This window comes from Thermofilum sp. (assembly GCF_038871435.1).
Lineage (GTDB): Archaea > Thermoproteota > Thermoprotei > Thermofilales > Thermofilaceae > Thermofilum > Thermofilum adornatum.
This window is the reverse complement of the sequence record NZ_JAVZIC010000003.1, coordinates 95,355-118,391: the sequence shown is the minus strand read 5'-3', so window position 1 is coordinate 118,391 and position 23,037 is coordinate 95,355. Positions and strand designations below refer to the sequence as shown.

The following is a 23,037-nucleotide window of genomic DNA, read 5'->3' as shown; positions in this document are numbered from 1 at the left end:
TTTACACAGGCAAGTAATTTAACTTTATTATCTGGAAAGGGCCAAGACAAAAACCTATAAATGTTAGATTAAAGGCTACATAACTGTGAATGTTGCATGCCTCAGGAAGTCTACGTTCACTTTACGCCACTCGGAGTAATACTTTCAAGTGACGAAAAGAATATTATGGATGTAATTTGCTTGTTCAAAGACAAGACTCCAAACGAGCTGGCACAAATTCTGTATAGCATAGAGAATGCCAGCTTGCCAGATGACGTTTTAGACAAGGTGTTCTCAAAGTTTACAGGCGGGAAAGACTACGTATTGATACTTGAGGACGAAGACTTGGCCCGCAGGGTTTCTCAAAAGTTTCCAAGTCTAAATATTCGTGTTGCACCATCAAACAAAGTTCACAGAGCAATAAGGCTCCAACAAGTAGAGATTATTTCCAAGAAGTGTGGAGTTTCTCCAGAGGAATATTACAATATAGTCTGGCAAGCCACAAACGTTCTTTCGAGGCTAAAAGTGAGAGAAAAAGCAGAGAAAAGAGACTTATACATAGCACAGGCAGTAAATGCTCTAGACGACATCAACAAAACAATCAATTTATTCGCTTCAAGAGTGCGTGAATGGTATAGCCTGCATTTCCCAGAACTCAACGATATAGTGGAGGACCACGAGGACTACTTCAAAATCGTCAGCAAGATTGGTGGACGAAACGAAATTACAAAGGAAGCACTAGAGAAACTTGGATTCAAAGAAGACGTTATTAAGAAAATTGTTGACGCGGCATCCTCTAGCATGGGGGCAGAACTAACAAGCTTCGATTTAGAGGCGCTCCGGCTGGTATCAGACATAGGTTTACAGCTCTACGACGCTCGTAGGAAACTCGAGAAATACATCGATGAAGCTATGTATGAGGTCGCGCCAAACATACGAGGAATAGTTGGCTCGGTTCTCGGCGCCAGATTAATATCTCTCGCAGGTGGACTAGAGAAATTGGCGAGAATGCCAGCAAGCACTATCCAGGTTCTGGGGGCTGAGAAGGCTCTCTTCAGGGCGCTACGCTTCGGGGCCAAGCCGCCGAAACACGGTGTCATTTTCCAGCATCCATACATCCACAAGGCGCCAAAGTGGCAAAGAGGTAAAATTGCAAGGGCCCTCGCAGGGAAACTAGCAATAGCCGCCAGAATCGATGCTTTCACAGGTGAATATAGGGCAGACGAGCTTCGAGAAGACCTTGAAAAGAGAATAGAAGAGATCAAGACACTGTATGCAAAGCCCCCTGCGAAACCACCTAGGCCCCCCAAGAAAGAGGGACATAGAGAGGGCCACGGCAAAAAATTTGAAAAGAAAAAATTTGAAAAAGGTAGAGGTGAGAGAAAGTGATTAGACCAATAAGGATACGTGAACACGAGAAGTTTCAAGGAATCTATGTAGTCGAGTTCGAGGACGGCTCGCAAAGACTAGCTACAGCGAGCCTTGCGCCAGGCGTCAAGGTCTACGATGAAATGTTGATACCATTTGAGAACAAGGAATTAAGGACATGGAACCCGTATAGAAGCAAGCTTGCAGGAGCCATACTAAAGGGTATAGAATTAAACCCGATAAAGCCGGGAACAAAAGTACTTTATTTAGGCGTCGCGTCTGGGACAACCCCAAGCCACGTCTCCGACATTATTGGTCCCAGCGGTATATTGTATGGTGTCGAATTTGCCCCACGTGTGATGCGTGAATTTGTCGAAAAAGTTGCCAAGTACAGGAAAAACGTTATACCGCTCCTCGCAGATGCCCGGTTCCCAGCCAAATACGCACATATAGTTGAACTCGTAGATGTTGTCTATGCCGACATAGCCCAGCCGTTCCAGGCAAAGTATGTGGCAGACAACGCAGACTTTTTCCTAAAGCAGGGTGGCCACATCATGATGGCAATAAAGGCTATGAGTATCGATGTAACAGCGGCTCCTTCAGAGACCTATAAAAAGGAAATCTCTCACTTAGAAGAAAGAGGCTACAAAGTAAAGGATGTAAAACACTTAGAGCCGTACGATGAGGCACACGCGTTCGTGATAGCAGAAAAGACGTAAGGTTTATTGGGAAAAGTTTAAAAATAAAGGCGGTATTTCTTCTTTAGAAGAAACAGACACTATGGTCGACAAGATACACATTCAGCTCAAGAAGCCTAATTATTGTGTTGATGAGCTTACGGTAGTTTCTCGTGAAGTTATTGCGACAAAAAAGGTAAAGGATGCCTACAGTGTTCCACAAAGCATTGCAGATAATCTCAAATCTTTTAGCAAGTTCTTGAACGGCATTCCACTCATAGTGGCAGAAGAGTATAAGGGAGAAAACATAGAAGAAGAAGTAGTTTACACGAGACACAATATCCCTGTGGTTAGCGAGAAAACAGCTGAATCCCTGATAGAGGGGAGAAATAGCTACTTTATATATGTGAATAAGGGAGGGATCTTCGTAAAAATAGACGGGAAAAAGCTTAAAGAGATTAGAGAAAGAAAGGGTATCTCGAGGACACGTTTGGCACGAGAACTAGGGGTGTCAATCAAGGCTGTTGCTTACTACGAGGAGGGGGTAAGTGACGTAAGCCTGGAAATAGCTTCAAAGCTTGAGGAGATAATTGGAGACGAGGTATTTGAAAGACTTAATATTGAGTCTCTAAAAGAACTTGTTCCCCAAAAAGAGACAGTTGTCGAGACAAAAAACACGAAGTCTGGCAAGGAAAATAGGGACATTGAGAGGCTCATCCAGTTTTTAAAAGATATGATAAAAGAGAAATACTTCTTCGACAAAGCTCCTTTCGATGCTGGGTTCAAGGTTTCCACGAGCATGTTTCACAGGATAGCAGTGAAGACTGGTATCCAGGAAGACGAGGAGCTAGAAGAAATTTCCAAGATCTCTAAAGCAACACATACCCCCACTATTGTACTAGGAGAAGAGAATACGGAGACAGCAAGCGATGATGAAAACCTAATAACCCTAGATAAGCAGAAAATAGAAAAAATCCGAGAAATCTTGGCTAGAACCCCCATTTCTAGACAGTTTAGCATCGAATAACTAGTATCCTAAATCGCTGGGGATAAAAGTTCAATAAAGCGTTAAGCCTTCATTTTTACGCATGTCTGTGAAGAGCGACATAATAACAGTGAGGGAAGGTAAGGGATCATTCCTCGTCTACTCGCCACAGAAATATAAGGATCCAGCGTGGGCACCCGTATTCTATAATCCGAGGATGAAGTGTTCCCGCGATATTTCATCCTCAATTATTCAGGCATACGCAAGACTGCTTGGCAAAGAAAGCCTTGTAGTTGTAGACGCTTTGAGCGCCACTGGCATTAGAGGTATAAGGTACTTGCTTGAAAACACGGCAGTTTCAAAGGTTATACTGAACGACTTAAATCCTCGAGCAGTTGAGATTATACGTGAAAATGTTGAAATCAATAATGTTTCAGATTCAGTAGAGATACGCAACGAAGATGCTGTAAGGTTGCTAGCCTCCTTGAGAGGTATAGACATTGTAGATATCGACCCCTTTGGTAGCCCTGCAGAATTCATAGATCCTGCTATTCGGTCCCTAAAACACAAGGGTATGCTCTGTGTAACTGCTACAGATCTACCCCCTCTTCTAGGCAAGTTCCCCAAAACATGTCTCCGCAAGTATTTTGCGAAGAGTATTTTGACAGAATTTTCCCGTGAACTGGCCGTCAGAATAATGATTTATTTTGTGGCACGCGAAGCTGCAAAGCTCCGGAGAACAGCTGTCCCCGTGTTTTCTTTTTATCATAGTCACCATATTAGGACATGTTTCATCGTACTGAGAAGAGAGACCCATTACAGTGGGCTAATTGATTCAATAGGGTTTGTATGGTACAACCCATCGAGCCTAGACCGGAAAGCGGTAAAGCTACTTGATTTTCGACTCGCTGGTAATGAATGGCTTATAGGTGGTCCCCTCTGGATATCTAATCTTGCATCACAAAAAATGGTAGAGACGGTGCTAGAGATTTACAGGGAGAGAGAACAGAACATGGATCTATGCAAGAATGGAGAAAAAATTGTCTCGCTAATGCTGAGTGAGAATGAGATGCCGCCTTTCTATTTTACCACAGAAAAACTGGCGGGGACTTATTCCCTAAAAGAAATGACAACAGAAGAAACTATAGAGAAACTCGTGAATGCAGGTTTTAGGGCTTCACCTACACACTTTGAACCCAAGGGCTTCAAGACAGATGCCAACATAAATGATATAGTAGCTATCCTTAGAACGGCTTAACTGGGGAAACAGCGCCACAGGCCATGCACTTGATATACATGAATTTCTTCTCCTTGACGAGGAATGTGTCAGGAGCATTGCATACTGGGCATTTCACGTATTCGTTGAAAAATCTTTCAAGCAACTTGTTTAGAGTCTGCGGCGAAACTTCGCCGTGTATAACTGCGACACCGTTTTCATAAACACCCGGCAGGGCAATCTCTCTTAGTATGAACCTCAAAAGTACAGGTGGATCTCTGTTCAGAAGGTCTGCAACCTCCTTAAAGTTGTGAATATAGACCTTTTTGCCCACTTTGCTGACCTCAAAGGATGGCAAAACAAACCTTTCGCCTTGGCTTCTTTTCCTTCTCTTTGGTAACAGACTGTAGCCTCTTTCCAATAATTCATCGTAACTCATGAAGCCTTCACTTGTAGCCACTGGTAGACCCCTTCTCCCTATGCACTACAGAGTAATAAGAGTTACGCTTGTAGGTAAGTTACTCGTTACTCACTTGTAATCTCTATAATATCTACGACTCCTTTTTTCTCGAGCTCTATGGCTAGACGTTTTGGTATATGTGCTGTATCTCCCTTATTGTAGGGTCCTCCCCTGAAGTCCTTGTCCAGAATCATAGAGTAAGGCTCTAAAAATGTTACGAGGGACATTTCCATCTTTTTGGGAGCTTCTTTTTGTTTCTCTTTTACCTCTTTTATTGGTTTACTAGTTTCCTGTAACTCTGAGGGTTGCACTGGAGGACGGCCTCCTTCACGTTGCGACATCGTGGAGAGAATCTTGTCTATTATTTCTTTTTCCTCTGGAGGGAGTTCTCGCAACTTATCCATTTCGCCTCTAATGATTAGATCAATTTCTTTTTTAAGCCGGATTAGAAAGAGAATCCTAATTGTCTGTAAAACAGTTATACGTATCTGTGAATCCTTTTTTAGCTCTTCTATCGCCTTCAAAACCGTTTGATAGAATTCAGGCTCAAGCGTTTGGAGATTAATCTCGGTCAACTCTCTCTTGAATACATTGTAAACCTTTGCCGGCAAATCCGTACTCATTAAGCCGAATCATTTTATCTGGGGAACTGGACAATTTATATTTAGCGCGCAGAACAAGGCTTCCACTTGGCTTCCTAGGAAACTACACATTATTGACCTAAAATGTCTCGGAGAATCTCCTCGGTTAGCCCGGCTTTCTTCAGCTCTGATAATAGGCCTTGCGGCAGAGATGCATTTTTGAGTGTTTCTCTAATCTCATACGGAAACACGACCCAGCTTGAATATTCACGAACATAAAAGTCAGGTTTTATGGGAGACCAAGACTTAACGTAGAGAGCAGCTGTTTTTAGTTCTCGTGGTTTCTTGTCCAAAATGTGTCTAAGTGTTTCTTTCAGTGTTTCGCCAGTGTCTACAATATCGTCTACGACAAGTATCTGCCTAGACGCCAAGTCTACATTCAGCTCTTGCAGTAGAGTTGGCTTGTCTCCAGGTTTAGCTACGTCCCTGTAGAACTTTACAGTAACCGCGTATACCTCTCGTATACCTAAAAGGTCCGAAAGAATTCGGCCGACAACCCAGCCTCCCCTAGCTATAGCAACCATTACATCGGGCCGGTATCCTGAATGGGCAATTTTTTTAGAGAGCTCTAGGGTGTCAAGATAGAGTTGCTCCCACGAGATATAGACAAACTCAGTTTTCTCCATACTATTTTTTCTCTCTCCAGAAAAATATTTCTTTCGGTTTTCCTAGGATATATCTTCCTCTACGCGACCCAATATTTCGGAACTGATGACTGGGCGCCCGTACATTTCTTCTATGATGATGGCCGCTGCCTTTGGGGGTATTATACCGAGCTCCGTTATTATGCCCGTGATGTAGTTGGGTGGCGTAACGTCGAACGCTGGATTAAGGATCCTCAAATTGGGATGACTTTTTAAGAAGTCGACGCCTACGATTTCGCTGGGCGGCCTGAATTCTATGGGGACGATGTCGCCTATTAGTGTGTAAGGACTAAACTTGAATGTCTCTGTGGCAACGAAGAAGTCTACGGCTCTCTCGTGGGCGGCTAGGGCGATAAGGCTCGTACCAATCTTGTTTACAACGGCGCCATTTGCCGCCACTGTGTCTGCGCCAACGATGACCCTGTCAACCTTCCTGATTATCTGTCTCACCGAGGACTCAGGGATAAGTGTCACGTTGACGCCTTCTTTTAGTAACATTTCAGAAGTGATGTAGCCCTGGTACATGGGTCGAGTTTCAGTTGCGAAAACATGTAATTTCTTGCCCTTTTTATGAGCCTCAACTATGACACTAATTGCCGCCAAGCTGTTACAGTGCGTTAGAACTGTGTCTCCGTCTCTAAGCATTTTTTCGCCATATTCTGCTATTTTTCTCAGAGCTTGGTCTGCATACTGGATAAAGGAGTTGGCCTGATTGATTACAGCTTCTCTGGCCGCTTGTAAAGTGTTCACGTTGGTGTTTAGTGCCTTTAGAACCCAGCTAACCGCGTTTGGTAGCGAGACTGCTGTGGGACGTGTAGACGTGAGAAGCTTCGCCGCTTCCTTAATATATCTTTTGAAGTCTTCTAGGTCTTCGCCCTTGTAGCTTTCAGCCGCAATCTTCAGGGCTTCCGCGGCGGCCTTTGCTATTCTCCCGGCTCCTCTTATCTTCATGTCCCTGATATCATTGGCTATTTGGTATACTTGTTGGGGGAACAAAGCCGTCTCCTTGATCATGAGAAATTACCCTGTGAGTTTATTGATTTTCTCTTTTAGCTTGTCTATGTCAGCCTGATACTTTGCCAAGGAGTGTGGCCATCCAAATGATTCCCTAAACATCATGACGGCAAACTCGGGCGCTATTACTCCTTTTTCTGTAATGATGGCGTCAATGTATGATGGCGGTGTGACGTCGAACAATGGAGATTTAGGCTTCAGCGCTTTCAACTTTTCCCAACCTTCAGGCATATATTCGCTAATCTCTATTTCTGGGATCTCTACTAGCTCGCCGACAAGGGTCTCAGGGCTAAATTTAAACGTGGAAGATACCACGTAGACCCGAACCCTGGCCTCGTGGGCGGCTAGGGCGATAAGGCTCGTACCAATCTTGTTTACAACGGCGCCATTTGCAGATATTGCTTCGCTGGAGAGAAGAACCTTGTCTACTTCCTTCATGAAAAACCTTACAGCAGAGTCGACAATGAGGTAGGTCTCTATCCCTTTGTCTGAAAGTTCTGCCGCAAATTTCACCCCCTCTCCCGTTGGCCTAGATTCTGTCACGTACACTTTGATTTTTTTGCCTTCTTCTACAGCCTTTTCGATTGTTCTCTTGACAAATAAACTATAGGAGTTTGTCATGACTGTGTCGTTGTTTGCGAGTCTGCGGGAAGCTATCGTGGAGGATTCTTCGATATCTGAGAAAATCTTCTTTACTATTGCTTGTCGAGTGTTCTCGTACGAGGCAATAAAGTCGTCTAGTGTAGATATCTCCGTTACAGCGAGATTGTTGGTTAGTAACCGTACGGCGTTTTGCAGCATTGAGGCTGTTGGTCTGGCTTTCAGGATTCTTTCTAGCGAGTTGACGAATAGTGTGGGGTTCCGGTTCTCTTTGAGAATTCTCCCAAGAAGTTCAAGCGTATAGATAACTGTCTCTGTTGAGCTATAGATTCTACCATTTATTACCTTGTCAAGCTCTGTTTCCAACATGGCTCATTAACCTCTCCAAAGCCTCACCTATGATTTTTGCTACAGAAACACGCATATAGGGATTAATAACTGTATCAGTAGCTATCAAGCTCTTAACTCCAGCTTGGAATATCTTTGCCTCGGCATCCTGGACAAGCAGAGCATGTGTGACACATACGTGTATAGACGTGAAGCCGTGTTCCTTAAGCTTCTCTGCGGCTTCAACAATTGTGCCGCCAGTACTAATAATGTCGTCCACTATAACCGCTGTAGTTCCCTTGGGTATACTGCCCGAGACCTCGACCTCAGTGTCGCCAAAGCGGTGTTTCTCCAAAACAATGTAGGGCGCGTTTACTTTTCCAGAGAAAAGTTTAGCCCACTGTTCTGCTTCCTCGTCGGGAGCAACGACAAGCGCCTCTTGATGATAGTTGTAAAAGTACTCGGCTAATAGAGGCATAGCTGATACTTTAAGCGTCTTCATTTTAAAGAGCTCTGACAAGTCTTTGAACCTATGAAGGTGAGGGTCAACTGTGACAAGGGCATCTATTCCGGCCTTGGAGAGCATGGTGGAAAACATTTTTGCGCTGACAATTTCGCCGGGGTTAAACTCGGAGTCCTGTCTAAGATAGGGTAAATATGGGGCCACTAGTATTACTTCGCCTGCACCCTTATCATGCAGAGTTTCCGATAAAAATACTGTTTCAACGAGAGCGTCGTTGGGACGCCTCGCAAAGCTCTCGAACAATATAATTTTCTTTCCTTTAACATCTGTGGGAAGCCTTAAATATAGTTCTCCGTCAGGAAAGTATCTGATGGTAGAGGGGTAATGAGGAATACCTAGCTGGCTTGCTACTTTTTGCGCCAGGGCATTCGCTTGGCTTCCAGAGATGATTACTATTTGTTCCACAAGTTTTTCTTATGCATCTACATATTAGTTTATTGCTTGGCTTCTAGTCCTGGAAGCGAGGAAACAATTCTTTTGGCTTTACGAAGTGTTCCAGTCACACGGATTATCCTGAACAAGTTATTGTCGTCTAGGATGAAAATTGACCTGAAAAGGTCTTTGGCATCGGCATTTATGCTGTATATGTATATGTTCCTCTCGTCACTGTAAACCTCTTTTAGATGTATCCTAGAAAGCCCATAAATCCCATAGAGCGCCTGTATCCATCCTTTGAGTATATCTTTGGGACTTTCTGTCTGGAGAAGATTACTTTTCAACCGCAGTATAACGTATCTCTTTTTACTTCTCAATCTCTACACCTCTAACAGGAATCTTGCCGCTCCTCTTCAGCTGGTTTTCACTTATCCTTTTATATATGCCATCAGACATGTCCTTTGAAAGCTTTGCCTGGTCGATCTCCAAGAAAATTTTTGCAAAGCTGATTAATGCCCTGGGATCCCTCGGCGAATATATCTGCTGGGGACCCGTTGATACTATTATTTTGAGATTTTTCTTTTTGATGGTTTTCAGAGAATCTCTCAGCGCCCTTATCCGATAGGGGTTAAGCATGTTGCCGGAGAAAAGACTTGAGACTGTCACTTCGATGAGCTTCTCTTGAGCCTTTAATTCTACTATGTCGCCTGAAAAAAACGGGGGAGCCTTTTCTGGGGGCAGACTAATGACATCTATCCTATGATCCCTACTACTGAAGGCCATTAGCTGCCTGTCCTGTGGAGATACAGATATCAAGTCACAATAGCGTCTAATGTTTCCTAGAATCCTTTTGAGTTCTGGCTGATTCGTTACTTCAATGTGGCAACGCGAGAATACGAGTGCACCTTCTTCCCTGGTATTTGCAACCGCTTCATCGAATTTCCTTACAAGAAGATACAAGTCCCCTTTGTACCTAGTAATTCTAGTGGTAACGGCACACCCTGCATATCCGGCTTCAACAGCAACAGAATAAGTGTCGTTTATCCATTTGTGAAGGTCCTCTCCCGACAATTCTTTAAGCCTATCTAGAGGTAGCTCGGCGGCGTAAGCATCTATGTACTTGGCTTTTTTACTCATGTATGGGCTCCTCTTACGCGGCGCGGGTTGGAGCCTTTCTCAACGAAATCAGGAAGTTTTCAATACTTTGGGGACTTCTTAAGTGTGGCTTCAAAGAGACAACAATCCTTATTACGTCGTCGCTCTCGCTAAGAGAAACGTTTCCCCCATATGCTTTTTGCTTGTCAACGCGTATGTACAGTTTGCCGTGGTCAAATCTCTCCGGTATAGTTGACACAAGTGATTGAAAATCGTCCTCGCTTAGGCTAGAAACTATGTGAGAAAAAGTATTTTCGGAGTCCTTTTCGCTCGACAATAACACACGCAAGATGACTATAGGGTTTCCATGGTAGCCATGAGTAACCATTTTATAGATATTTTTAGTAACATCTTCTCTTAGTTCCTCTGGAAAAAGGTTCAAAACTGCATTCGTGACTTTTGATTCTTCTTCAGTTGCATGGACAAAACAGGAAAATTCTATCCTGCTTACTGAATTACTGTGTGTTCTTCTGCTCATTTTCTACATCTAGCTTGGCTTTGGAAAGTATCTTGAGCAATAATTCTCGGGATGGCCGTGCTTTTTCTACTTTGTATCCGGATACCCAGCGGCGCTCAATATCTTTCTTTACTGCGGGGTGGTTCGGGTCGACCATTACCACTTCGTACCACTTGTATACTCCGTCTTCTCCGACATAGTAAGACCCTAGCACAACAAGGTTCGGGAACTTCCTAGCGGCTTTTTCCTCTGCAATAAGCTGTGCACTCTTGTGTGGGGAATAGCCGTACACACCCATTCTCTTTGGTCTCCTTCCGCTGGATGGACGCGGCCTATTTAGACCGCCCTTGCGAATCCTTACGCGTGCTACAACAAATCCCTGCTTGGCCTTGTATCCCAGTGCTCTTGCCCTGTTAATTCTGGTTGGCTTCGGGATTCTCACGACTGTTGGCTCTCTCCTCCAGATAAGCATCCTTTGCCTCATTAATTCTGCGTGTTCACCTTGCATGGGTCTTTTCCACTGTTCGGCCATGTATTTTAGATACCCCATTTTGTTATCCCTTGCTCTTCAGTAAAACCCTGTTTATAAGTTTTCCTGTTAAATCTTGGCGTTTCTGTTTTGAAAATACTCTATAATCTCGTTTTTTAGCTTGTCAATGTTTACTCCTTTTTCGGCGGATATTATAAAAAATTCATTAATGTTAAATTTCTTCTTAAAGTTTTCAACGTGTGAGGGGGAAGCTATGTCCGCCTTATTCAATACTATCCAAACGTCACAGCTGACTATTGACCTAACGGTTTCTAGGACTTTTTTCTGGTAGTCGAGTGAAAAGCCGCATGTTTCAGTTGGGTCAACGATAAACAGTACAAGGTTGGAAATGTGTTTCAAGGCGATGACCGCCTTTCTCTCTACGTTTTTCTTCTCTTCTAGTGGAGAATCCAGAAGACCGGGGGTATCTATTAATTGGATTTTTCCAAGCAAGTGTTCCAGATGGCCAACGATTAGTTCCTTGGTGGTAAATGGATATGGTTTTACCTCGGGCTTCGCCCTAGATAGTCTCCTTAGTAGAGATGATTTTCCAACATTGGGGGCACCAGCTATTATAACGGTTGGAAGGGAGACATCTATATCGGGAAGGTTTTGAAAGGTTACCTGGAAGTTCCTGACAGTTGAAAGACAATCTTCAATATCTTTTAGAATAGAATATGTCCTGCCAAAGAACTCTCTCTCGAAACGAACTATTTCATCTGTTTTCTGGCTTCGTTTAACTTTTATAATATAGCCGCGTCCAATCCTGTTTATGAGTTTGGACGCACTGTAGACACGCGAGGCACAACTCTTATAGTCCTCTATATTGACACTTATCTCGAGGAGTTCTCTGAAAAATGGATGAAGATCCTCAACGAATGGGCTCTTTAATGCAACATTCTTTAGTTTACCTGCGGCAAACCTTGTTGCCGACTTGATGCATTCAAGTGTTCTTATCCTCCTAGTCTCAAGCTTGTTTGCGCCTTTTTTCGTCGTCCTTTTTCTACATTGTTTGACCATTTGTTCGAAAAGCTCGCTAGAAGTCTTGGGTGCAAACACCATCTGTTGCTTCAGCCTAGCTATCTCTGCACACATTCAATATGTATCCACAGACATAGTTTTATATGTGTGTCCTTTCTTTCTTCATAGGCGAAGTGTATGGAGGCATTACCAGGCACAACAGTAGGCATAAAGGTTGACGGGGGCGTTGTTCTAGCTGCCGAGAAGAGAGTAGCTTATCAGCTTTACCTAATGAGTAAAAGCGGGAAAAAAGTCTACCTCATACTGGACAAAATGGGACTTGCCAGCGCTGGATTGATGGCTGACATGCAGACGCTTGCTAGGATAATCGAGGCAGAGATGAGGCTGTACGAGCTCGACTCTGGAATCTCGCCAAAGGTCCAAACAGTTGCAAAGACACTTTCCTATATCCTTTATGAGAGAAGATTGTTCCCGTATTATGCCGAGATCCTTGTGGGCGGGATAGATGAAGAGGGATCTCATCTTTACACACTTGACCCTATAGGTGCAATAATTGAGGACAACTATTCTGCCCTTGGCTCTGGAACACAGCTTGCAATAAGCATCATTGAGGCAGAGTACAAGCCCGACATGAAGGTGGAAGATGCAAAAACCCTTGCCATAAAAGCCCTCTACGCGGCCATGAAGAGGGACGCGTCTAGCGGCGACGGCGTGGACGTGCTTGTCATCAGCAAAGACAAGACATATGAGCAGACATACTCCGTGGGAGACATAGAAAAAATGTTTTCCAAATAGCCTTTCCGATTTTTCCAAGGTTTCTTCTAGAACTCTAAACTTTAAATCATTGTGCTTCATGTAAAATACTGTAGCATACTATGGCGACAAGCTTTACTCAAACACTTTCTAATGGAGTTTCAAGCGTAGAGTTTTGGCTACTAGACATAAACTACGACGTAATAGATGAAGAGCCCATAATCTATATGTGGGGAGTAACTAGAGATGACAAAAGGATAGTTGTAGTAGAGAAAAACTTTAGACCTTACTTTTATGTCTTGACAGACCCTGGAAACATAGAGATAATAAAGAAAAAATTGCAGCCATACAGGGTTCTCAGTATTGATCGAGTCGAGAAAAAGTACTTTGGAAGGCCCGTCACAGCAATTAAAGTCACGCTCAGCAATCCACGAACCGTCCCAGAAGCCAGAGAAGCAGTGGCGAGTTTAGCCGGCATAAGGGAAGTCCTGGAGGCAGACATTCGGTTCTATATGAGATACATGGTTGACAAGGGGATTCTCCCTAGCTCATGGCTAGAGGCAAAGGTTCGCGAAGTAGAGGTTCCAAGGGGCTGGCAAGTAGATGAGGCATATGAAGTCGTCGGTGACATTACTGTACTTGACGAAAAAAGGGCGCCAAAGCTGAGAACCTATGCGTTTGATATTGAGTGCTATAATAAATATGGTGAGCCTGACCCAGAAAGAGACCCCATAATTATTATTAGCAGGATGCACGACGCTGGGGAAGAAGTTTTCACGGCAGAAAACGGGGGAGAAAGAAGACTAATTGAAGAATTCGTCGAAGACCTGAGAACATACGACCCAGACATTATATTCGGATACAACACGAACCTCTTCGACTGGCCATACCTACTCAAGCGGGCACATGTAAATAATGTGAAACTCAAACTGGGAAGAAACATGGGAGAACCAGCGCAAAGCGTCTATGGGCATTTCTCGGTCGTCGGCAGGGCAAACATAGATCTATACGACTACGCTGGCGACCTGCAAGAAGTAAAAATAAAGACCCTAGAGAATGTGGCCGAATTCTTGGGCGTGGTTCCGAAGTCGAGGAGGATACTGATAGACACCAATAGGATATATGAATATTGGGACGACGCGTCAAAGAGGCCTATATTAAGGCAGTATGCGCTGGACGACGCGAAGAGCACGTACCTGCTTGGACAGGTAGTTTTACCTTTTGGAATACAACTCTCGAGCCTCGTTGGGCTACCCCTTGACCAGGTTTTTGCCGCTTCGGTTGGGAACAGGGTTGAATGGTTCCTGATCAGGCAGGCGTATCGATTTAATGAGCTTGTTCCAAATGTGAAGGAGAGACGTGAAGAAACATACCAAGGCGCAATCGTTCTAAAACCGAAGCCTGGAATACACAAGAACATCGCGGTGCTGGACTTTTCCTCGATGTATCCAAACGTGATGATAAAGTACAACGTCTCTCCTGACACATATGTTCCGCCGGACGAGGATGTCCCCAGGGATATGGTGTGGGTCGCCCCAGAAGTTGGCCACCGCTTCAGAAAGGAGCCTCCCGGTTTCTATCGGGTTGTCTTGGAGAGCTTGATAAGGGCTAGGAAAGAAATAAGGGAAGCCATGAAGAGGCTCGACGTCAAAAGCGACGAATACAAGATACTCGATGAGAGACAAAAAGCCATAAAGGTAATTACTAACGCGACGTATGGCTATAGTGGCTGGAGCCTGGCACGGTGGTACAAGAGAGAGGTTGCCGAGGCTACGACTGCCTGGGGACGCGAATTAATCAAGAAGACTATTTCTTACGCCGAGGGGCTCGGGCTGGAAATAATCTATGGCGACACAGACAGCGTATTTGTAAAAAACGATGAAGAAAAAGTTGCAAAACTAATAGAGTTTGTCGAGGGAGAGCTAGGATTCGAGATAAAGGTAGACAAGGTGTATTCAAAGGTGTTCTTCACAGAGGCAAAGAAAAAGTATTGCGGCCTGCTTGCAGACGGCAGGATAGACGTTGTTGGGTTCGAGGCTGTTCGTGGAGACTGGGCAGAGATATCAAAGGACATACAGGAAGAAGTCGTCCGTATAGTTCTAACAGAAGAGGATCCATGGGAGGCAGTGGACTACGTAAAGAAAACCATAGGTGAACTAAGCAGAGGAAAAGTTCCCCTCGAGAAACTAATAATCTGGAAAACTCTCTCAAAGGACCTAGAAGAATACGAGGTTGACGCCCCCCATGTTCAGGCAGCAAGAGAACTCAAGAGGCTTGGCTACAGGGTTGGCAAGGGGTCCAAGATAGGATACATAGTCGTTAAAGGCTCCGGCAAGGTTTCTGAAAAAGCGAAGCCCTATGTTGCCGTAAAGTCTCCAGACGAGATAGACATAGACTACTATGTTAAGCGTCAAATCATACCGGCAGCGTTGAGAATCCTTGAGTATTTCGGTGTGAGAGAAGAACACTTCTTGGGAGGCAAGAAACAGGCTTCCCTGACAGACTTTTTCTAGCTCAGTGTTTCTAGGTGATTTCTAAGAGTATAATGTAGAGGTTGTTCACGATGTCGTAGAGGGTGTCAGAGCTGTCTTCCAGCATCTCTGCTATGCTTGTTAGCAGGAGCATTGTTCCGCTTGAGATATTGGACCCAAGAACCTCGAAGATTGTTTCTCTGTATAGCGCGTCATTGGCGTGCTCGAGTTCGGCGATTTTTCTCAGGTCTCCTAGCGACTGAGAGGGGTCGTTGAGCAACTTGTTCATAGCCTGGCTGAGTAGCTCGGTCATTGCTGAGACGTTGTCGCATATCTTGACGAGGTTTGTTGCGACATTTTCGGGGATAATCCAGTTTTTGTCCGTCAGGAATCCCAGCCTGTAGGATATCCCGCTCAACTTGTCAATTACAGCGAGGATCTGTGAACCAATTCTTACCCATTCTTCGCGATGCATCAGTGCACGCGAGGCCTTCGTTAAGTAGCTCAGGTAGTCTGTTTGGAGATTTATTGTTTCTTCTTTTGCCTTCTGTATCCTGTTTATCCGTGCCTTCTGGTCCTCCCGATACTTCTCGTCATTAATAGTCTTTATTATCCTCCGTATCTCCTCTAGCATTTCCTGTGAGAGCTGGAGCTCTTTCCTCAATGTCGCGATTAGTTTTGCGTCCGCGATGGATAGGTTGGACATTTATTCCACCCTTTTCGCCCTTATAGTAGCTATCGAGTTGTCTGCGACGCCATTGCTTTTAAGTTCATCGGTGTTGCACCAGACTTCTCCTCGTGGTACAGACTCATTTGGCATGGCTGTGAAGTAGAGTTTTTTCTTGCCGGCTATAACTACTTCTATGTCCGAGGATATCGAGAGCTCGTTCATTGTGTCGGGGTGCATGAATGCTTTGCCAGCCGGGACCTCTTCGCGCCATCGGAGCCTTAGCCTTCTTTCCTTGCGTTGCATAGCCATACGGACTCATGAATGTAAACGCTTGTAATAATTATTTTTTTCGCAGTTAGGATAAAAATACATGTTCAGGCATACTGAATCTATTCTACCTGTGCATAGATCTTTTTGCTCTACGCACCTTTAACCTTCGTATCCTACAATTCTCAGTTATGCATAATACGACGCCTCTTTTCAATTTTGTGTATTTCAGGAGCTCGGAGGCTTGAAGCTGGCATCCAAGCTTCTGGAGTTCTAGCTGGGTAAAACTGGTAAGCAAAATATAGCGCGAATTATAGACTGCCCTCTCTGAGAGGTCGTCTAGCCGCTGGGACACAGCTATCACGAGTTCTCCGTACTTTCTCAGTTCAAGAAAAAGCCTTTCACCTATAGTTGGCTGTTCCCATCTAGCCCTATATGTTAGTATGTTCCATGCCTCCTCTATTACGGTTGCATGCATGATTCTCCCTGGCCTGGTCTTGGACGTGACATAGTCGTACAGATGTTTCAGTATAATGAGTGAAAGAAGGCCGCGGTATCTTACCGGGAGACGGCTCAGATCGACTGCGACCGTCTTCTCAAATAGAAAACTCGGTGGGTTGTCTCCGTTAAGGGTCTTTCCAAGTGTGCCCTCATTGAGTATCGTTAGCCTCCTCAATAATGCAGACTTAATCTCGTATTCCCGCCAATCCCGTACAGCCTCCTCTTCGAGCAGTGAAATAACATCCACTAGCCTGTAGGGCGGCTTCCCCCTCTTCAAGGCCTTCAGCAAGATGTACCACTGTGGCTCTGATACCTGAAATACACTGCTGAGAATATCCACTATGAATTCTATTTCCTGTGTAGCCAGCATGTTAAAAGAAAGATCTTCGCCCGGAGTAACCCGGGGCAGTTCATCGTATTCCCCGTGAAAATCGAGAACAAGCGATGGTACCTCGTTTTTCTCGAGCTCCTCCAAAACAACCTTAACAGTATTTGTCTTGCCGCTACCAGTTGGCCCAACGACAAGCATGTGTCCCTGGTCGATTACAAGCCTTGGAAAAGGCAGGGAGCCCAGCGAGAGCTTTATCTTTGAGCGGATCACCATCAATATTTTCTGTCATCTAGCTTTTAAATTGGTCAAGGAAACATTTTTTACCGTGGGATATATTGCCATTGAAACAGGATGCAGGAAAACAGTGATACGAGGGAAATCTATCTGGACTGTTTTCTGAAAATCTACCCATGGGAAATAAAAACAAACAATGTAAAGCGAGGCACAAACATTTTCGTTAAGATACAGCTCGGCAACATAATTCTTTACTCGAGGAAGGTTTCCCTCGCAGGAAGGGTAAAAGAGATCTATAAAGGTGAAAAATTCACAGACATACTCCTAGAGGCAAAGGAAGATGTAGTACCCCTAAGGCTCTGGCCAGAGAAACAACATCTCCTCGACGTAAAGAACATAGAGGAAAACTCTTTCCTTAAAGCCTTCGGCACACTTAGGGAGGACCGGGACGGGAATATATATGTATCCGTTCTGGCTCTCAGCCGCATCCCAGAAAACCACATAGAAAGCTTCTACACAAGTGTAGAGGAGGATAGAAAGTTCTTCGAAAGATTCCTGAAAAACAATAATACAGGCGTGTCGTAGATATACGCGTCAACCTTAAATCCTTGTTGAATGCATTTCTAAATGAAAAGAGATAATGAGCGAGAAGACAACAAAAAAGACTAAGAAAGAGAAAAAGACTGAGGAAAAGCCGCAATCAATAGACCTAACAGCATTTCTAACTGGGCCGAGCTCCGAGACAAAAGAAAAGTCCCCCGAGGAAAAAACCGAGGAAAAAGCATACTTTACAGACGAAGTGGAAAAAATAGTTCTATCAGAGCTTGCCCAGGCAGGCAACAAGCTTCCAAAATCAAAGCTCTACGAGAAAGTTGTCCGTAGGGGAGTCAAGCCCGTAATATTCTACCAGGCCCTAACAAGGCTAATGGAAAAGGGCAAAGTCAAGCGGATATTTGATCCAGAAATAGAGGAATACGTCTATGTGGCCAGCTAGCATTATACCTTTGAGAACTTCTTTTTCAGCTCTTTGTATTCTTCCTGCTTCATCTGTGTAGCTATAGCCTTCCCCGCATCAGTCAAAACGACTTCATATCCCCTGATCTCTATGAGCCCCTTGTCTCTAAGCCCCTGAAGAGCCGCCGCGAATCCTTCAACCACACGGTTAAAGTTGGGATTCTTGCGTGGCAGGAACTCCTCGGCTATTAGCTCGGCTATAAACTTCTCCGCCTCACTGCCCCCGCTCTGGAAATAGATCTTGCCCCAGTATTCATAGTAAATATACGAAAGCAGAAACTTCTCCACGCCCGTAGTTGCCTGAGACATCCTAACACCGTCAATACTCGAACAAATCCATTTTTAAGCTTTTCTCCAACGCCAGAAACAGTGGTGCGGCCGCCGGGATTTGAACCCGGGTTCTGCGGCGTGGAAGGCCGCCATCCTACCAGACTAGACTACGGCCGCTACAACAATTTATCTAAAAAGAGCCGGCCTTAAAAAGCTTTCCACAAGAACGCTACGGTAGTGCCGGGGCCGGGATTCGAACCCGGGTTGACCGGATTATGAGTCCGGCGCCCTTGACCAGGCTAGGCGACCCCGGCTGGCGCGCCATAAAGGAAAATGCCTGGTGGAGATTTAAATCTTTTGTAGAGGACGTGCTGGATACCTCTTGGAAAAAGGATACCATGGATACAAAGCTACCCGTATTGTTGCCTCCTAGAAGGAGACTCTGCTACCAATGATTCTCTTTTCTGCCTCGTCTAGGAATATTTCGACGCCTTTCACTCTGGGGAGACGCGTCAAGACATCTCTCTCCGTCAGTACGCCGGTGATCTTGCCGCCCCTAGTGACGACGAGGGCGCCGATGCCGTGCTTCTTCATGTGGTTGACTGCTTCCCCCACGTCTGCCTCCTCCTCGACTGTTATCACTGGCTTGGAGGCCAGGTATACCAGGGGAGTCGAATAGACGGCGTCCCTGTCGCTCTTGAGCTTCGAGAGGCTCTCCTCCTTCGAAAGGTAAGCCAGCACGTCCTTGACTGTGACTATGCCTTTCAGCTCTCCCGAAGACGCCAAGGGCAATCTACGTATACGCCTCTCAGACATAACCCTCATGCAGTGCTGCAAGGTATCCATTGGCGAAGCCGTGACAACCTCTGGAGTCATAATCTCCTTAACCTTGACATGCGTATCAACGTCGGCCAACAGTGAAATCACGTGCCTCTCAGACACAATACCAACAACACGGTGAGCCTTGTCGACGACGGCAAGCGCGCCAAGCCCACGCTCAACCATTAACTCGATAACCTCGCGCACATCGGAATCATTGAACACAAATGGCGGATCATAACTGATTATATCAACAGATACGTCTCCCAGCGCCCTGTAAACGTCTCCACCAAACCTAGACACGACAATCTCATCGTATCTCTTGCCCCCAAGAAAGTCAACAACGCCACGCGCAGAAACCATTCCGGAAAGCTTCCCATCCTCGTCAACCAATGGGACATGACGCACCTTGTTCCTCCCCATAGCCAGCAATACGTCCATAACGCTTGACCTCCTAGGCAAAACCGCCAACGGAGGAAAACGGCCGATCGGTAGTTCTGCTACACGCATAACAAAAAAACCACAAAAATGACTAAAAAACTTTGCCGTTAGGCAAAAACAACTACAACAAAAAACGAAAAGCGCCGCACAGAGAGATTTGTGCCCAAGCTTACACCGGTAGACAGCCTCGGGCTATTGGGAGTGGCCGGCTCGCACCTCGGAAACCCTCGGTGCATACACCGCCACCCCATCAACCCCGTCTTCTACGGGTGCCCTCGTCCCGACCCAGCCCCCGTCGCCGGTAGGCCACGGTCGGGAGCGGCCGCCTCGTCTCGGGGTGGGTTTCCCGCTTAGATGCCTTCAGCGGTTACCCCTTGCGGCGTGGCTGCCCGGCAGTGCCCTGCCGGACAACCGGTACACTAGAGGCCACGGCCCGCAGTTCCTCTCGTACTGTGCGGACCATCCCCTCAGGCGGCCAACGGTCCCGGCAGGTAGAGTCCGACCTGTCTCGCGACGGTCTAAACCCATCTCACGTTCCCTTTTAATGGGCGAGCAGCCCCACTCTTGGCCCCTGCTGCAGGGCCAAGCTAGGAAGAGACGACGTCTGGGTACCAAACCGCGGGGTCGATGTGAACTCTCGCCCGCGACGAGCCGGTTACTCCCGGGGTAACTTTTCTGTCATGCCCGGCCCCCACCGAAGGGGGCACGAGCGTTCGCTAGGCCCCGGTTTCCCGCCTGCGCCCCGTGCGTTTAAGGGCGCAGTCAGCCCGGCTTTTGGCCTTGCCCTCTACGGCGGAGTTCTGACCCGCCTGAGCCGAGCTTTGGGCACCCCTGATACCTTCTCAGGGGTGTGCCGCCCCAGCCGAACAGCCCACCTGGCGCTGTCCCCCGGGTAACGCCCCAGGGTTAGGGACACAGTCGCGAGTGGGCGGTGTTTCATGGTCGCATCCCCTAGCCCCGGAGGGCTAGGTTCATCGCTCCCGCCTACGCTACGCACCCGCAACCGTATCCCAACGCCAGGCTGCTGTGAAGCTCCACGGGGTCTTCTCGCCCCACCGGGACTCCCAGGACTCTGCACCTGGTTGCGGGTTCAGCGGGTCCCAGGCTGGGACAGTGGGGACCTCGTTGATCCATTCATGCGCGCCGGAACTTACCCGGCAAGGCATTTGGCTACCTTAAGAGAGTCAGAGTTACTCCCGGCCTTCGGCGGCGCTTCGCCCGGTTGGACCCGGGTTTCACGTACCGCCAGTGGCCAGGATTCAGCCCCCGTACTCACCCTTTCGGGCTCGCGGGGACCTATGTTTTTATTAAACAGTCGGGTCCCCCTTGTCACTGCGACCTGCGGTTCCGGGGGTATGCCCCAAAACCGCAGGCACCCCTTATCCCGAAGTTACGGGGCTAATTTGCCGAGTTCCCTAGCCTGGGTTACCCCGCCACGCCTTGGGCTTTTCACCCAGGGGCACCTGTGTCGGTTCTCGGTACGGGCGTGGGGGCTCCTTCCCTGCTCCCTTTTCACGGGCTCCGGGAGTCGGGAGAACCCGCCTAAAGGCGGGCCCATCGCGCCTTCACCCGCTTCTCGCCATGACGGCACTCAGCGGGCTTCAGCGCTTGGATGGGACGGCGGTCCCACTCCCCCTATCCCGAGGCGTCAGGAGCAGGGCGTGCGTTACCGCGAAACGTACCCCCACGGCAGGGGAATATTAACCCCTTTCCCTTTCGGCGGCACCGGTTAAGGGCCGCCTTAGGACCGGCTAACCCTCAGCCGACGACCGTTGCTGAGGAACCCTTGCCCTTTCGGCGGAGGGGATTCTCACCCCTCTTGCGCTCTTACTACCGCCGGGATATTCATTCCGAGCGGATCCATCGGACCTCACGGCCCGACTTCTAGTCCACCCGGACGCCCCCCTACCGGATCACTCCGCAGTGCGGAGTGCCCCGGGGTCTCGGCGGCCGGCTTAGTCCCGGTAATCTTCGGGGCCTCCCGCCTCGGCGGGTAAGCTGTTACGCACTTCTTAGCCGATGGCTGCTTCTAAGCCTACGGCCCCGCTGTCTAAGGCGGGAGACACCCTTCTAGCTTGACGCTTTAGCCGGCACTTTGGGGCCTTAACCCCGGTCTGGGTTGTTCCCCTCTCGGCCTGGCGGCTTATCCGCCAGAACCCGCCTCTCCCCTTCTACGGTGCCAGTCGGTTCGGGGTTCGAAAGGGGGCTGGGACCTTTCGGTCCCCGGACCCCCAATCGGTGCCCTACCCAACTGGCCACCTCTGGGGAGGCCGGGTTGGGGCCCGCTTCGGGGGGAACCAGCTATCACCGAGCTTGATTGGTCTTTTGCCCCTAGGCCGAGGTCATGGGAACGAATTGCACGTCAGAACCCCTTCGGGCCTCCACCCGGCTTTCGCCGGGCTTCACCCTACCCCGGCCTAGATCGCTCGGTTTCTGGTCTCATGGCTGTGACTACGGGCCCTTTCAGACCCCGCCCCACACCAGCCTTGCGGCTGGCTACGGGCATGTCGGTTTCCCTACGCCTACGGGGCTTGGACCCCTTAAGCTCGCCACAGCCATGAACTCCCCGGCCCGTGTTTCTAGACGTAAGGCGCGACCCCGGTCCCCTCCCCTCGTACTCCTCGGTCGCCCGAGTTTCCTTCGGGGAGGATCTACCCTTTCGAGCCGCGCCACCTGTAGCTACCCGGTTTCAGGCTCTTTTCACCCCCCTTCCGGGGTACTTTTCAGCTTTCCCTCACGGTACTAAGTTCGCTATCGGTCTCGGGACGTATTTAGCCTTGGAGGTCGGTGCCCCCCAGCTTCCCACGGCAAAACCAAGCCGTGGTACTCAGGGACATCCGCTATCCCCCACCCGGATTTCGCCTACGGGACTGTCACCCTCTACGGTGCGGCATTCCAGCCGACTTCGGCTATCCGGGCTTGGGGGAGCGCGGAGCCCTACAACCCCACATCCGTCCGTGCTCTTCGCACGGAAGTTCGGTTTGGGCTCTCCCCCTTTCGGTCGCCCCTACTCAGGGGATCCCAATTGGTTTCTTCTCCTCCCCCTACTAAGATGTTTCCGTTGGGGGGGTTCCCACTCGGTACTCCCCTTGCGGGTTTCCCGAGCACCGTGGGTTATCCCCACGGCAGGAGGTCCCATTCGGCGATCCTCGGATCGAAGCCTGCCTGCGGCTCCCCGAGGCGTATCGCCGCTTGCCACGGCCTTCCTCGGCGCCCGAGCCGAGCCATCCACCGGGTAGCTTAACGCTGTCTACCGGTGTAAGCTTGGTCTGCACACTCTCTGTGCGGCGCTCATATTCTCCCACTGGTACCCCAGTGGGAGTTCACGCCCTTCA

General features: G+C 47.7%; 24 protein-coding genes, 2 tRNA genes and 1 rRNA gene. 8 read left to right on the top strand and 19 right to left on the bottom strand.

Annotated features, from left to right (window positions below; all coding sequences use genetic code 11):
* Positions 1–96: 96 nt before the first annotated feature.
* From QXT17_RS05360 to QXT17_RS05345, 4 genes are all read left to right on the top strand, one after another.
* Positions 97–1,368, top strand: a complete 1,272-nt coding sequence (locus tag QXT17_RS05360) for an NOP5/NOP56 family protein (RefSeq protein WP_020962263.1) — start codon at positions 97–99, stop codon at positions 1,366–1,368.
* On the top strand, positions 1,365–2,066 hold the full coding sequence (locus tag QXT17_RS05355) for a fibrillarin-like rRNA/tRNA 2'-O-methyltransferase (protein ID WP_020962264.1): 702 nt from the start codon (positions 1,365–1,367) through the stop codon (positions 2,064–2,066). The genes QXT17_RS05360 and QXT17_RS05355 overlap by 4 nt, the downstream gene beginning before the upstream one ends.
* Before the next feature lie 61 nt (positions 2,067–2,127).
* On the top strand, positions 2,128–3,051 hold the full coding sequence (locus QXT17_RS05350; RefSeq protein WP_020962265.1) for a helix-turn-helix domain-containing protein: 924 nt from the start codon (positions 2,128–2,130) through the stop codon (positions 3,049–3,051).
* A gap of 61 nt (positions 3,052–3,112) precedes the next feature.
* Positions 3,113–4,267 carry a tRNA (guanine(10)-N(2))-dimethyltransferase gene (locus QXT17_RS05345; RefSeq protein WP_020962266.1) on the top strand — a complete coding sequence of 385 codons (1,155 nt, stop codon included), beginning with the start codon at positions 3,113–3,115 and terminating at the stop codon, positions 4,265–4,267.
* Here QXT17_RS05345 and QXT17_RS05340 read toward each other — a convergent pair.
* The 11 genes from QXT17_RS05340 to QXT17_RS05290 all read right to left on the bottom strand — a co-directional run bounded on the left by QXT17_RS05340 (position 4,254) and on the right by QXT17_RS05290 (position 12,045).
* Positions 4,254–4,685, bottom strand: coding sequence for a translation initiation factor IF-2 subunit beta (locus tag QXT17_RS05340; protein WP_020962267.1), 432 nt, complete (start codon positions 4,683–4,685; stop codon positions 4,254–4,256). The genes QXT17_RS05345 and QXT17_RS05340 overlap by 14 nt on opposite strands.
* 65 nt (positions 4,686–4,750) lie before the next feature.
* The gene (locus QXT17_RS05335; protein WP_052887163.1) at positions 4,751–5,308 is read right to left on the bottom strand and encodes a hypothetical protein; all 558 of its coding nucleotides are present in this window, start codon (positions 5,306–5,308) and stop codon (positions 4,751–4,753) included.
* Positions 5,309–5,397: 89 nt separating this feature from the next.
* Complete coding sequence (locus QXT17_RS05330) at positions 5,398–5,952, bottom strand: phosphoribosyltransferase (protein ID WP_020962269.1); 555 nt, start codon at positions 5,950–5,952, stop codon at positions 5,398–5,400.
* A gap of 42 nt (positions 5,953–5,994) precedes the next feature.
* Positions 5,995–6,984: a ribose 1,5-bisphosphate isomerase gene (locus tag QXT17_RS05325; RefSeq protein WP_020962270.1), complete on the bottom strand. Its 990-nt coding sequence runs from the start codon at positions 6,982–6,984 to the stop codon at positions 5,995–5,997.
* A 6-nt stretch (positions 6,985–6,990) separates the two neighbouring features.
* Complete coding sequence (locus QXT17_RS05320) at positions 6,991–7,953, bottom strand: translation initiation factor eIF-2B (protein ID WP_020962271.1); 963 nt, start codon at positions 7,951–7,953, stop codon at positions 6,991–6,993.
* A complete protein-coding gene (locus QXT17_RS05315; protein ID WP_020962272.1) occupies positions 7,934–8,839 on the bottom strand; it encodes a ribose-phosphate pyrophosphokinase in 906 nt (301 codons plus the stop codon). The genes QXT17_RS05320 and QXT17_RS05315 overlap by 20 nt, the downstream gene beginning before the upstream one ends.
* Positions 8,840–8,868: 29 nt before the next feature.
* Positions 8,869–9,186, bottom strand: coding sequence for a hypothetical protein (locus QXT17_RS05310; RefSeq protein ID WP_020962273.1), 318 nt, complete (start codon positions 9,184–9,186; stop codon positions 8,869–8,871).
* Positions 9,176–9,946 (bottom strand): RNase P subunit p30 family protein, encoded by a 771-nt coding sequence (locus tag QXT17_RS05305; protein ID WP_020962274.1) that lies wholly within the window; start codon positions 9,944–9,946, stop codon positions 9,176–9,178. Before QXT17_RS05305 ends, QXT17_RS05310 begins: the two co-directional genes overlap by 11 nt.
* 13 nt (positions 9,947–9,959) lie before the next feature.
* Positions 9,960–10,442 carry an RNA-binding domain-containing protein gene (locus tag QXT17_RS05300; protein WP_020962275.1) on the bottom strand — a complete coding sequence of 161 codons (483 nt, stop codon included), beginning with the start codon at positions 10,440–10,442 and terminating at the stop codon, positions 9,960–9,962.
* Entirely contained in the window at positions 10,420–10,971 is a 552-nt protein-coding gene (locus QXT17_RS05295) for a 50S ribosomal protein L15e (protein ID WP_020962276.1), read from the bottom strand. Before QXT17_RS05295 ends, QXT17_RS05300 begins: the two co-directional genes overlap by 23 nt.
* Before the next feature lie 48 nt (positions 10,972–11,019).
* Positions 11,020–12,045, bottom strand: coding sequence for a GTPase (locus tag QXT17_RS05290; protein ID WP_020962277.1), 1,026 nt, complete (start codon positions 12,043–12,045; stop codon positions 11,020–11,022).
* Positions 12,046–12,108: 63 nt separating this feature from the next.
* On the opposite strand from QXT17_RS05290, the gene psmB reads away from it, so the two are divergent.
* Together psmB and QXT17_RS05280 are read left to right on the top strand one after the other, a co-directional pair.
* A complete protein-coding gene (gene psmB, locus QXT17_RS05285; protein WP_020962278.1) occupies positions 12,109–12,726 on the top strand; it encodes an archaeal proteasome endopeptidase complex subunit beta in 618 nt (205 codons plus the stop codon).
* 80 nt (positions 12,727–12,806) lie between these two features.
* Complete coding sequence (locus tag QXT17_RS05280) at positions 12,807–15,197, top strand: DNA-directed DNA polymerase (protein WP_052887164.1); 2,391 nt, start codon at positions 12,807–12,809, stop codon at positions 15,195–15,197.
* 10 nt (positions 15,198–15,207) lie between these two features.
* Here QXT17_RS05280 and QXT17_RS05275 read toward each other — a convergent pair whose 3' ends face one another.
* From QXT17_RS05275 to QXT17_RS05265, 3 genes are all read right to left on the bottom strand, one after another.
* Entirely contained in the window at positions 15,208–15,861 is a 654-nt protein-coding gene (locus QXT17_RS05275) for a DUF47 domain-containing protein (protein WP_020962280.1), read from the bottom strand.
* On the bottom strand, positions 15,862–16,128 hold the full coding sequence (locus QXT17_RS05270; RefSeq protein ID WP_287912225.1) for a hypothetical protein: 267 nt from the start codon (positions 16,126–16,128) through the stop codon (positions 15,862–15,864).
* Positions 16,129–16,219: 91 nt separating this feature from the next.
* Complete coding sequence (locus QXT17_RS05265; RefSeq protein WP_020962282.1) at positions 16,220–17,197, bottom strand: ATP-binding protein; 978 nt, start codon at positions 17,195–17,197, stop codon at positions 16,220–16,222.
* 78 nt (positions 17,198–17,275) lie between these two features.
* Here QXT17_RS05265 and QXT17_RS05260 point away from each other — a divergent pair, with 78 nt between their 5' ends.
* Together QXT17_RS05260 and QXT17_RS05255 are read left to right on the top strand one after the other, a co-directional pair.
* Positions 17,276–17,743: an OB-fold nucleic acid binding domain-containing protein gene (locus QXT17_RS05260; protein WP_052887165.1), complete on the top strand. Its 468-nt coding sequence runs from the start codon at positions 17,276–17,278 to the stop codon at positions 17,741–17,743.
* A 55-nt stretch (positions 17,744–17,798) separates the two neighbouring features.
* Positions 17,799–18,152, top strand: coding sequence for a hypothetical protein (locus tag QXT17_RS05255; RefSeq protein ID WP_020962284.1), 354 nt, complete (start codon positions 17,799–17,801; stop codon positions 18,150–18,152).
* A gap of 2 nt (positions 18,153–18,154) precedes the next feature.
* Here the strand turns inward: QXT17_RS05255 and QXT17_RS05250 are convergent, their stop codons facing one another.
* From QXT17_RS05250 to QXT17_RS05230, 5 genes are all read right to left on the bottom strand, one after another.
* Positions 18,155–18,481, bottom strand: coding sequence for a hypothetical protein (locus QXT17_RS05250; RefSeq protein WP_020962285.1), 327 nt, complete (start codon positions 18,479–18,481; stop codon positions 18,155–18,157).
* A gap of 61 nt (positions 18,482–18,542) precedes the next feature.
* A tRNA-Gly gene (locus QXT17_RS05245) sits at positions 18,543–18,619 on the bottom strand.
* A gap of 61 nt (positions 18,620–18,680) precedes the next feature.
* A tRNA-Met gene (locus QXT17_RS05240) sits at positions 18,681–18,756 on the bottom strand.
* 115 nt (positions 18,757–18,871) lie between these two features.
* The gene (locus QXT17_RS05235; protein ID WP_020962286.1) at positions 18,872–19,771 is read right to left on the bottom strand and encodes a CBS domain-containing protein; all 900 of its coding nucleotides are present in this window, start codon (positions 19,769–19,771) and stop codon (positions 18,872–18,874) included.
* Positions 19,772–19,877: 106 nt separating this feature from the next.
* A 23S ribosomal RNA gene (locus QXT17_RS05230) occupies positions 19,878–22,958 on the bottom strand.
* Between the last annotated feature and the right edge of the window lie 79 nt (positions 22,959–23,037).